14 protein-coding genes are annotated in these 9,385 nt (G+C 44.7%); 9 read left to right on the plus strand and 5 right to left on the minus strand.

All coding sequences use genetic code 11. The features are described 5' to 3' along the window. Positions 1-77: 77 nt before the first annotated feature. From H6G83_RS33940 to H6G83_RS33955, 4 genes are all read right to left on the minus strand, one after another. Positions 78-620 carry a hypothetical protein gene (locus H6G83_RS33940; RefSeq protein WP_190480442.1) on the minus strand — a complete coding sequence of 181 codons (543 nt, stop codon included), beginning with the start codon at positions 618-620 and terminating at the stop codon, positions 78-80. A gap of 87 nt (positions 621-707) precedes the next feature. After that, on the minus strand, positions 708-881 hold the full coding sequence (locus tag H6G83_RS33945) for a hypothetical protein (protein ID WP_190480444.1): 174 nt from the start codon (positions 879-881) through the stop codon (positions 708-710). A gap of 25 nt (positions 882-906) precedes the next feature. Beyond that, on the minus strand, positions 907-1,170 hold the full coding sequence (locus H6G83_RS33950; RefSeq protein ID WP_190480445.1) for a hypothetical protein: 264 nt from the start codon (positions 1,168-1,170) through the stop codon (positions 907-909). A gap of 47 nt (positions 1,171-1,217) precedes the next feature. Then, positions 1,218-1,703, minus strand: a complete 486-nt coding sequence (locus H6G83_RS33955) for a hypothetical protein (RefSeq protein WP_190480447.1) — start codon at positions 1,701-1,703, stop codon at positions 1,218-1,220. Here H6G83_RS33955 and H6G83_RS33960 point away from each other — a divergent pair. After that, on the plus strand, positions 1,695-1,853 hold the full coding sequence (locus H6G83_RS33960; protein ID WP_190480449.1) for a hypothetical protein: 159 nt from the start codon (positions 1,695-1,697) through the stop codon (positions 1,851-1,853). The genes H6G83_RS33955 and H6G83_RS33960 overlap by 9 nt on opposite strands. A gap of 241 nt (positions 1,854-2,094) precedes the next feature. Here the strand turns inward: H6G83_RS33960 and H6G83_RS33965 are convergent, their stop codons facing one another. Next, entirely contained in the window at positions 2,095-2,409 is a 315-nt protein-coding gene (locus tag H6G83_RS33965) for a helix-turn-helix transcriptional regulator (protein ID WP_190480451.1), read from the minus strand. A 456-nt stretch (positions 2,410-2,865) separates the two neighbouring features. On the opposite strand from H6G83_RS33965, the gene H6G83_RS33970 reads away from it, so the two are divergent. The 8 genes from H6G83_RS33970 to H6G83_RS34010 form a co-directional block, all read left to right on the plus strand. Further along, the gene (locus H6G83_RS33970; RefSeq protein WP_190480453.1) at positions 2,866-3,069 is read left to right on the plus strand and encodes a DUF4349 domain-containing protein; all 204 of its coding nucleotides are present in this window, start codon (positions 2,866-2,868) and stop codon (positions 3,067-3,069) included. 449 nt (positions 3,070-3,518) lie between these two features. Further along, a complete protein-coding gene (locus H6G83_RS33975; RefSeq protein ID WP_190480455.1) occupies positions 3,519-3,752 on the plus strand; it encodes a helix-turn-helix domain-containing protein in 234 nt (77 codons plus the stop codon). Between the two features lie 93 nt (positions 3,753-3,845). Beyond that, entirely contained in the window at positions 3,846-4,619 is a 774-nt protein-coding gene (locus H6G83_RS33980) for a hypothetical protein (protein ID WP_190480457.1), read from the plus strand. Between the two features lie 474 nt (positions 4,620-5,093). Further along, positions 5,094-5,852, plus strand: coding sequence for a J domain-containing protein (locus tag H6G83_RS33990; RefSeq protein ID WP_242044998.1), 759 nt, complete (start codon positions 5,094-5,096; stop codon positions 5,850-5,852). Continuing rightward, positions 5,849-6,103 carry a MerR family transcriptional regulator gene (locus tag H6G83_RS33995; RefSeq protein ID WP_190480461.1) on the plus strand — a complete coding sequence of 85 codons (255 nt, stop codon included), beginning with the start codon at positions 5,849-5,851 and terminating at the stop codon, positions 6,101-6,103. The genes H6G83_RS33990 and H6G83_RS33995 overlap by 4 nt, the downstream gene beginning before the upstream one ends. Further along, the gene (locus H6G83_RS34000; RefSeq protein WP_190480463.1) at positions 6,100-6,558 is read left to right on the plus strand and encodes a DUF1392 family protein; all 459 of its coding nucleotides are present in this window, start codon (positions 6,100-6,102) and stop codon (positions 6,556-6,558) included. Before H6G83_RS33995 ends, H6G83_RS34000 begins: the two co-directional genes overlap by 4 nt. A gap of 42 nt (positions 6,559-6,600) precedes the next feature. Further along, a complete protein-coding gene (locus H6G83_RS34005; protein WP_190480465.1) occupies positions 6,601-7,320 on the plus strand; it encodes a KilA-N domain-containing protein in 720 nt (239 codons plus the stop codon). A 278-nt stretch (positions 7,321-7,598) separates the two neighbouring features. After that, positions 7,599-9,385, plus strand: a 1,787-nt coding sequence (locus H6G83_RS34010; RefSeq protein ID WP_190480468.1) for a DUF3854 domain-containing protein, incomplete at its 3' end; no start/stop codon positions are given.

Here is a 9,385-nt window from a genome sequence, read left to right on the forward strand (position 1 = left end):
ACATAGTGCGATCGCACTCTCTTCAGGATGCGTTTAATTCTGAACAGAGTGCGATGCCTTACGGCGGCAAGCTACGCCTACGGAATATAAGGCGATATTTGTGGATACTCAGTGTCCCACGGATCAACACCTGCTGCATCCATTGGACAAATTGGTTCTGTCGGTTCTTCTACATCAACCGTCTGTTCCAGTGGCAATGCTAATTCAAACTCAACCCCTTTGAATCTTAACCACGCTAGACAAACGGCTAAAGCTATCGATTTCGGTATGCCCTTCACACCAGTAGATGCCATGCCTGTCCCTCTCCCATCAGCCATTAGAGGTTTTATGCCACAGCTAACCATACTCGGTGTTATTGTGATTTGCGTTGTTAACCGATGGCGATCGCACTCCGGCAGAACATACGCTTCCACATTCCAAATTTCGCAACAGAAATCTGGGGCAATTCCGAACTCTTCAAACCAACGCTCTCTCCTGTCTTCTTCAATGTCAGGCGGATAGAAAAACTCAAGTTCATCATCATGTTGAAATTCGCCTTGGTATATGAGATATATGCCTATTTCCCAGCCTAAAGACTCTGCTACTAGTTTATTTAGTTGTTCATAAGTCGTGATTTTCATTTTTTAACTCTCAACTTTATAAAGAGCGCTCCAATACAAAAGCAGTTTGCTTTTAACAAACTGCTTTTAAAGTATGCTTGATAACAACTACTCAGTTTTTACTGTTTCTTCTTTAGTATGAGCTTCTTTCTCCTCATCGTTGACACTAAAGAAGTTGTTTCTTTGAGCAAGTGCTTCGAGATTGGGGTCGGAGTCTACTATTTGCCCTAACTCCGATACTATATATTCTTGACTTTTTGCGTTGTAACCAAGCTTGGTCATATTACCTCTCTCAATAATTTCATTCCTAAAACGCTGGCTCTTTCCCTTCCCCAAACAGCATTGACCACTGCTCTGGCGTAAGCTGCCCTATCGGTATATCCAACAGATCAGCATCGCACTCGTCTAGCGGTTGTTCTTGCAAGGTCTGAACGTAGTAAGTTTGACTATCGCTCTCGACAAACTCGACCAGTCGTCTGTCCCCGTAGTAGATGCCGTTTTCCTGTAGATCCAAACCTACGTACTTGCAGCATTGGGCGATATTGGACAGTATTTCTCTTTGTGTACTCATGACTAACTACCACCTAATGTATTTCCATGTGCTTAGGCGTAGCAGTTCTACACTGTCACCAACTGCCTCACCCCTAACTTTGTTAGTGCATCTTTCACACTACTGGCGTACTGGTCATTACCTCGTTCTCTGCGCCTGTATGTCCACAAGCTGCTGAATCGGTGAAAACCGACTATGCCAACGAAATTATGTCCTTGATAGACTCTTGTGGAGAACATTAGATAGTCCACTTCACCATAGTTCAACCCTTGTTCTTTACAGGCTTGTTTTAGCTCGGCTTCAAGTTCTTGGTTGCGTCTGTGGAGGTTTTCTTGCGCTTCTAGAGAAAGCTTCTCTTCAGCTACTCTTTGCGCGAACCAGTTCCGATCAAACGGTAGCCAACCGCCGTTGGTCAGTTGCACCCACACCGTGATTCCGCAATCAATCCAGATGGTTTTGATTTGCTCTGGATGGCGCTGGATTATGGTGGCGATGATTTGGCGATCGCTCTCGGTTAGTGGACTTTGTTGCTTGTTTACTGTTGTTTGAGTCATAATAAAGACCTGATTCTAGTAAAAGGCGATCGCAAGGTTTCTCAGACGGTGCGATCGCCTTTGTTTTTAATGACTACGTTGTGGGGAGCCACAGCGCAATCACTTTCGTTTTGGCGTAGCCGTTTCTATATCAGTCACAAGCAGCAGTAGTTTAAGGGCGACCACAATGAATGCGATCGCCCAATTCGGACTTACCAGGATTTAGTACAGCTTTTAAATTTGCCCGTCACGCCCCTGCGTCCCCTTTCCCCGGCTGCGTGACTCGTCGGCTATTCAGTTTTCCAGGTTCTGGTGGTAGCACCGCTTTATTTATTAGAGAAGCTGGCGCTTGTTCCTCTATACTTATTAGTTTACTAGTACCACTTATAATAAGTCAAGTGTCACTAGTAAATTATTGAGAGATAATTTTTGGGGAACCGAAGATTTCTTGCACATCATGTCCAAGGATTTGACAAATATACCTAAGTAACTGAAAAGACACGTTTTGAGGCGCTTTCGGCATATTAGGGTTTTCTAATAGCTGTATATATTGCTGAGAAACTTTGTACTCAAATTTTGATTGAATTTCTTCGGCAAGTGAACGTCTAGATACCTTCCCACGCATCTGCTTTAGCTTCTCCCCAAAAGCTGGTTTCCATGCAACTGTGGTAATTAAATCTAACTCCAACATAATATATTCTTTACTAGTAGCACTTGACGTATCCATAATATAATTGATAAAGTGATGCTAGTAAAGAGTAAATCACTCTCGACCACAAGCGATCGCTTGCTCTGATGCAATGCGGTTATTTTTGTCTGACTAACTGCAATAACAAAACCTATTGTCGCTGGGTGAAGGGGGAGAACTTTGGAAACTTAGTTGAGGATGCACAGTAAACTGATGAGATGATTCAAGAAGGCAGGAGGCAGGAGGCAGAGGGCAGGAGGAACCAATTGGAAGGGGATTGTGACCCCTCCCAATTGGAAGCTCCCAAATCAAAGATATGTCCGGGGCTTCAGACCCTTACTCCTTTCAGTCGTGGGCAGAGGGCAGGAGACATTCCTCCTGCCTCCTGCCTCCTGCCCTCTGCCTTTTCCGGTGAATGTTTTTTCATCTCTTAGTTACATAGGCATCAACCTCTGTGCATGGTAATTTTAATACCGTGTTACAGGAGGATTTGCTATGAGTAAGCGTTCTCGCCTAGAGTCTCAAATTGAATCGTTGAAAAACCAATTAGACCGAAAACAAGATAAACTCAGGGCGCAAGAAGAAAAAAAGCGGGAGATTGAAGATTCTATCTGGGATTTAAACCGTGAAATATCTAATATTGAAGGTGAAATCTCCAGTCTCCAATCTGACCTGCGTTATTGTGATGATGACTATTGAGCAAATGGCTATTGCCTACTAAGGAGCAAGCAATAGCCCTTGTTTACAGCAACCTACTTGTCACTTATAATGCCCCGTGCCAGTGGCCGGAGCTTGCCAAAACGGGAGTTACTCTGTCAGGCGGTAGTCGCTTGCCAAGCTTTCAAGCCTCTACCGTCCCTCTTTGGCAATTTTTTATTCATCGACTTATCGATGCAATCAATTTTCTTTCCTGTATCCCTCCCCTTCTCTGGGTTCTCCAGTGCTTCGGTTATCCTTCCAGGCTTCGATTGATTGTGTATTTCATGGTTCTGGTGGTTGCACCGCTTTATTTACTAAGAGGCTGGTGCTTGCTTCCTCTATGCTCATAATTTAACTTCTAAGGTTATACTTGTCAAGTCAGACTCAAGAGGTTAATATAAAAACGTGTGAAATATATCCCAACAAAAGATACTTAAGGAGTAGGACTTGTGGGATTAACCTTAATGCGTGTGACCTTTAGTAAGGAGTACCCTGGTTTAGGAGAAAAAATTAAAAATCTTAGAAAAGCTTCGTCCAAAACTATAACTGAGTTAGCCGCAGAAGCGGGAATTAGTGCTAATCATTGGAGCCGAATTGAACGTGAAAAAGTTCAAGATTTGCCCATAGAAACACTAAGAGGCATAGAAAAAGCACTAGGAGCAGAATTAGGCGTTGAAATATAAGTATTTTTTCTAAACCAGGACATTATTAAAAGCGATCGCCCACCGTCCAAAGTTTGCGATCGCCGGAACTAATCCCACACTAAAGGACTAGCTATGTCTACCGTATCAGTTTTCCAAACGCTTCTCAAAGACAACCCCGAATTATTCACCTCAGAGGGCTTATCTGCACTGCTGGCTGATTGTCTGCACCTCAAGTTCACCCAGCATCACAAATTCACCTACCCGTCCTTGCTGCAAGATAAAAGCATTTATCCTGACCTTGCCCAAGCGGGTAATATTGACTCACAGACCGAAAAAATCATCCGTCGCTTCAAGTCCAACCCAGCAAATTGGCGGATAGACGGCTGCTTAACAGAACAAGAAGCCTTTGATTTTTTATTCCTGTTCCGCAAAATCTGCGACAACATCCACGCAATACAGCAAGACATGAGCATTTCTGGAGTTAGCCAGCGATGTGTGGCTTACCGCGATCGCTTGTTCTCCTACCCCGTAGCTAATGATCAGCTGCAACTACTTGAGTGCGATCGCGCTTCACTTCAAAATGCTGTTCCAGGGGTGGTTGAGTATTTTCTTGAGTTGGTGGAAATACCCCAGGCGTACAACCTGTTCTCAGTTGACCAGGACGAGCGGAAGATTCCTACCACCGCGCTAGCAGTACGAGAGGCAGCAGCCCAGGCTTTCCGCGCCGAAATCTACGCCGAAAGCCACCAGTGGGAGCAAACAGGCGCTAACTACTGGGAGGGTAGCCACGCCTGTAAACAAGACCCCGACCAAATCCACCTGTGCCTGCATCTCGACTGGGAGGAGGAGGAGTTTGTTTTCTTCGACGCGCATCATCCCGACCTCAGCCGATGCCTTGGGGGATGACTAGCGAGTGACAAGTGCGATCGCCATCAACAAGTGAATGCTGCCTTTTTGATGCTAGCAACTGTTACGCGATTAGCTAAAAGAAACTCACCCGAATCAATATCCATTAATCCGGGCGACAACTAGTATTTATCCAGATTTCAGAAACCAAAATTCCCAACCCAGAATTAATAGTACAAGCTAAGACTATTAACTTTGAATCTGACGTTTTCTTTGACCACTTCTATCCCGCTAGTCCACAAAGCTCAAACTAAATTCTGGCTCCTGACTTTTGATTTCTAATTTCTGGTTTGCAGGTATTTTAGATTATTGCACACCAAAATTAACTATGGTGTACAAAATCAATTTTAGGCATTGTAATTTTCTATCAATTTTTGCTGGTTCATCAAAAATAGAGAATTAAACGAGGACTTTTAGTTGCCTTTCGCCATTCTTTTTAATTCTCCCCTTCGTTACTCACCACCAATAATCCTCATGAAAGTCATCGTTACTCTAGTCAAAACAATCACGCGAGAAGCCCATATTGATATAGCTAATGGGCAATCTCAAGAAGCCATCAAGCAAGAAATAGTAGACAGATATAACAGTGGTCAAATAACGTCCAAATTCAATATTGCTCAAGTAAATTTTCGCTTCCCTCAGCGCTCAAATTATCAAACGATAATCATGAAAATCACATTCACCCAAGCCCTAACAATTCTCCAATTACAAACGCCTTTCACGATGGCGGATCTCAAGAAAGCCTATCGTGCTGCTGCACTTGTCCATCACCCAGATTGCGGCGGTAAAGCAGAGAACTTTATCAAAATTGATGCGGCTTACGACTTCCTCAAATCATTCTCCAAAGACTTTGCACAAGCTACAAGTAACTCTTACTGGGAACAATATTGGCAATCTCGTTTACACAAACTGCAAGAACAATTTCAAGAAGAATGGCGCAAGGCATTTAAGAAAGCACTAGCTGAAAATAATGGGATGTGGTTCAGCACTTGTATTGAACGATTTGGTCGTGCATATATGTATCCTCGAACTGAGTGGTTTCTAGGAGTTTTGTACAAAAAAGCCACTACTAAAAATAGAAATGCCTATCAACAGAAGTTGCTATTAATCGCTCCAAACCGAACATTCCGAGAACAGTATGCACTCAAATACTATCGGCTGGAGTTTGGGTTTGATACTCCCTATGTTTTTTACTTACCTCCAGCTAAAGAACAGATAGGAGTAGTCGCATGAGTAGACAATTAGCTGATTTAAATAAGTACAAGTGCTATCAAATAGCAAGCATTTTGCATTTGAATTTATCTACTGTCCGTCTTTGGATAAATCGAGGCTGGCTCAAGGTAAACAAGTGTTGTCCAACGCATTACGAGATTGGAGTAAGTCATCTCAAACAGTTTTTAGATAACCCCCCTCAGCAGATTAAAAAACGGATTCAGGCGCTTGATGCAGAGGCTATTAATCATCTGTTGGGGAAGAAAATATGACTGAGCAAATTACTCTTCTAGAAAGGTGCTGGTATCTCTCTGCGCCCTGGGGTCAAGAAATTCCCTTGTTTGAGGTGAACTTGTGGGAGAGAGTTTATCTCAAAGCCTTGAGGACATTCGGCTATTGTTCTGGGTTTAGGTGGGATAGAGGGCAGTGGGTTTATCTCATCGAACTTAAAAACGAGATTGTACAAGCCAGCAAGTACGGAATCATCACTACTGGCCGCATGGAACCGAACACTGTGGAAAAGCCGGCTTATGCCATTGGCGATCGCGTCATGCTTGTTAATGATGCGCCCTTTACGAAACAGCGTTTGGTGCTGGGTCTTCAGTTTGTAGATAGCGCTTGGTTCTATTTGGTTGAGTGGCATTCCCCAATGCTTGACCCCAATACCTCCAGCTTCAATTCCTCTTCATTGGTCGCAGAAGCAGAGTTAGTGCGAGTGATGGTCTGAACAATCCTCGCAAAGTTTTTGAAAACAACATGGAGATAAATTATGTTGACACACTTATGGCGCGACAGTGAAATCCACCAGATGCCCGACGATGGCGAAATAGGCAAGTACACCATCCCCAAAGGTTACGTGAATGCTACCCAAATGTGCCATGCAAATAACAAATCTTGGGGACATTACAAAGAACGAAAATCCACAAAAGCTTACTGGACGGCACTTTCAAACGACATCGGCATTCCGATATCGTCTCTAGTAATTGAAATTGATGGCTACGGCAGTTCTCAAGGTACATGGGTACACCCAGAGATAGCGATTGACTTAGCCCAATGGGTATCTCTTGAGTTCCGCATCTGGGCTAACCGGACGCTAATGAAAGTCTTTTTGGGTCAAGAAACTGTACCCCAGCCCCTCACCCAAATTCAATTACTCGCGGCGATCGCTGCTCAAATGGCACTTCAGGAGCAGCGCTTGTTGGAGCAAGAACAGCGCCAGCATGAAATATTATACCGACTCAAAGCTGTGGAAGTTGAGCAAGACCGCTATGCTACACCCTCTGGACACAAGTACACTGTCGTAGGTTTCGCCATTTTACAAGGTTTGGAGATATCAGCCAAAGAAGCTGGAGCTAAGGGACGCAAAGCTAGCGCATTATGCCGGAACAAGGGCATAGAAATAGAACGCATTCATGACCCGCGCTTTGGAAAGGTTGGTTTGTATCCCGAAAGCGTGTTAATTGAGGTTTTCTCCCAGGGGCAAAACTGAATCGCCATGTGGTGGTAGTTTCTTCCGCTACTACCACATTCCTAACACCGTGAAAAAAGCAACCGCAGCAATGGCGCGATCGCTTCAAATACCCGGAATATCCATTGAAACACTTGTCAACACGATAACACTATTTTTATACAACTTCAGCAAATTCACCTGTAAGTTTTGCAAAACTCGTTTAGTTCTTTTGTACTAATATAGCCTTTCCATCACAAACACTTACTAGCGGTATGACTCCATACCGCTAACTCTTTCATGCGTCTATAGGGGGGAATATGAATCTCGAACCTCATCACTTACAAGAATGGCTAGACAGTGGCGTTGATGAAGATTTGATATTGCTGAATGTGCGATCGCTCTCTGGCACTACACCCCACGAGTATTTGCTCTACAGCGACAAAATCTCCCGCCGTAACGATGGGCGACTGCGCGACGGGGATTTGAGGAAATATCAGCACATTGAAAAAGGCGGGTGGTGGTGCGATGGCGTTGACCCTCTCAATGACTACATCCTGATGATTTGGGGCTGCTTCAAACCAGATAAGCCCCGGCGAGATCCCCAAAAGTTCCACAAGTTTATCAAGTACGAGCATCCTTACAGAGAACAAACTCGCTCCTTCTTCCTGCAAGTTACCAACAAAATTTGGGCTAAAGTCTCCAACCGTTCTGGTATCCCCATCACTGACGAGGATTTGATGCACCCGTGGGGGTTTTGGTATTGGGTATGGAAGAATAATGTTCCAGTGACAATTGTCGAAGGGGTCAAGAAAGCGGGTTGTTTACTGAGTGCGGGGTATGCTGCGATCGCCATTCCCGGCGTAAACTCAGGGTATCGTACATCACAAGAAGAGGGCAGGGGGAGAGGTGCAGCAGGGGGAGCAGGGGGAGATTTTAATAATCATTCCTCCCCTGCTTCCCCTGCTTCCCCTGCCTCCCCTGCTTATCCTGGTAAACCATCATTAATTCCCGAACTGAAACATTTTGCCACAAAGGGCAGACAAATTAATATCTGCTTTGACCACGATACCAAACCTGAAACAGTTCAACGAGTGCGAACCGCGATTAGTCGTCTGGGTCGGTTGTTTGTGCATGAAAGTTGTGAACTGCGAGTAATTGACCTCCCAGGCCCAGACAAAGGCGTAGATGATTTCATCGTCGCGCAAGGTCAAGCGGCATTTCATTCACTGTACAATACGGCTGAAGCGTTGGCATTGTGGGAAATCAAGCTGTTTACCTTGTTGACTTATCCTCCTGCGATCGCACTCAACCAAAGATTCCTGGGTGGGCTGATTGCTCCCGAAGGCGAAAAGCTGATTGTTCTCAAAGCTCCAAAGGGAACGGGTAAAACCGAGTGGCTAACCCATCAAGTGGCCAAAGCTCACGAGCAATGCCGGCGCGTACTTATCATTACTCATCGCATTCAACTGGGTGAGGCATTGTGCGATCGCTTCGGTGTTGATTACGTTAGTGAACTCTACACATCTCATACCGGGGGATTATTCGGCTTCGGTGTGTGCGTGGATTCTTTGCACAAGGACAGTCAAGCTCGTTTTGACCCAGCCGACTGGTGCAATGATGTCATTATTATAGATGAGTGTGACCAAGTGTTTTGGCATTTGCTCAACTCCACTACAGACGTGCAGAAGCGGCGGGTGTCCATCCTCCGAAACCTCAAGCAGCTAATCCAAAACGTTCTGGCTAGTGACATGGGGAAAATATATCTCTCGTCTGCCGATGTGTCAGATACCGATGTGAAGTATGTTCTTTCTCTAGCGGGAGAATATAAAGTAAACCCCTTCGTCATCGTTAACAACTATCAGCCCGTTTCTGGCAAGTGTTACAACTACTCTGGGAAAAACCCGAAGGATTTGATTGCAGCACTTGATAAGGCGATCGCCAAAGGTGGGCATCATTTATTATGCTGTTCGGCGCAAAAAGCCAAGTCCAAATGGGGGACTCAGGCGTTAGAAGAAAGATTTCGGCGCAAATTTCCCCACCTGCGGATTCTGCGGATTGATAGTGATTCCGTGTCTGAACCAAATCATCTCGCTTTTGGTTGTAT

The sequence above is a fragment of the Anabaena azotica FACHB-119 genome (assembly GCF_014697625.1).
In the GTDB taxonomy this organism is placed as follows: Bacteria; Cyanobacteriota; Cyanobacteriia; order Cyanobacteriales; family Nostocaceae; genus Trichormus; species Trichormus azoticus_A.

Bases quoted from the DNA above. Each gene is read 5' to 3' on its own strand.
- H6G83_RS34005 (WP_190480465.1), top strand. From the start codon at position 6,601: ATGTTGACACACTTATGGCGCGACAGTGAAATCCACCAGATGCCCGAC.
- H6G83_RS33940 (WP_190480442.1), bottom strand. From the start codon at position 620: ATGAAAATCACGACTTATGAACAACTAAATAAACTAGTAGCAGAGTCT.
- H6G83_RS33995 (WP_190480461.1), top strand. From the start codon at position 5,849: ATGAGTAGACAATTAGCTGATTTAAATAAGTACAAGTGCTATCAAATA.
- H6G83_RS33955 (WP_190480447.1), bottom strand. From the start codon at position 1,703: ATGACTCAAACAACAGTAAACAAGCAACAAAGTCCACTAACCGAGAGC.
- H6G83_RS33950 (WP_190480445.1), bottom strand. From the start codon at position 1,170: ATGAGTACACAAAGAGAAATACTGTCCAATATCGCCCAATGCTGCAAG.
- H6G83_RS34000 (WP_190480463.1), top strand. From the start codon at position 6,100: ATGACTGAGCAAATTACTCTTCTAGAAAGGTGCTGGTATCTCTCTGCG.
- H6G83_RS33945 (WP_190480444.1), bottom strand. From the start codon at position 881: ATGACCAAGCTTGGTTACAACGCAAAAAGTCAAGAATATATAGTATCG.
- H6G83_RS33990 (WP_242044998.1), top strand. From the start codon at position 5,094: ATGAAAGTCATCGTTACTCTAGTCAAAACAATCACGCGAGAAGCCCAT.
- H6G83_RS33965 (WP_190480451.1), bottom strand. From the start codon at position 2,409: ATGGATACGTCAAGTGCTACTAGTAAAGAATATATTATGTTGGAGTTA.
- H6G83_RS33980 (WP_190480457.1), top strand. From the start codon at position 3,846: ATGTCTACCGTATCAGTTTTCCAAACGCTTCTCAAAGACAACCCCGAA.
- H6G83_RS33970 (WP_190480453.1), top strand. From the start codon at position 2,866: ATGAGTAAGCGTTCTCGCCTAGAGTCTCAAATTGAATCGTTGAAAAAC.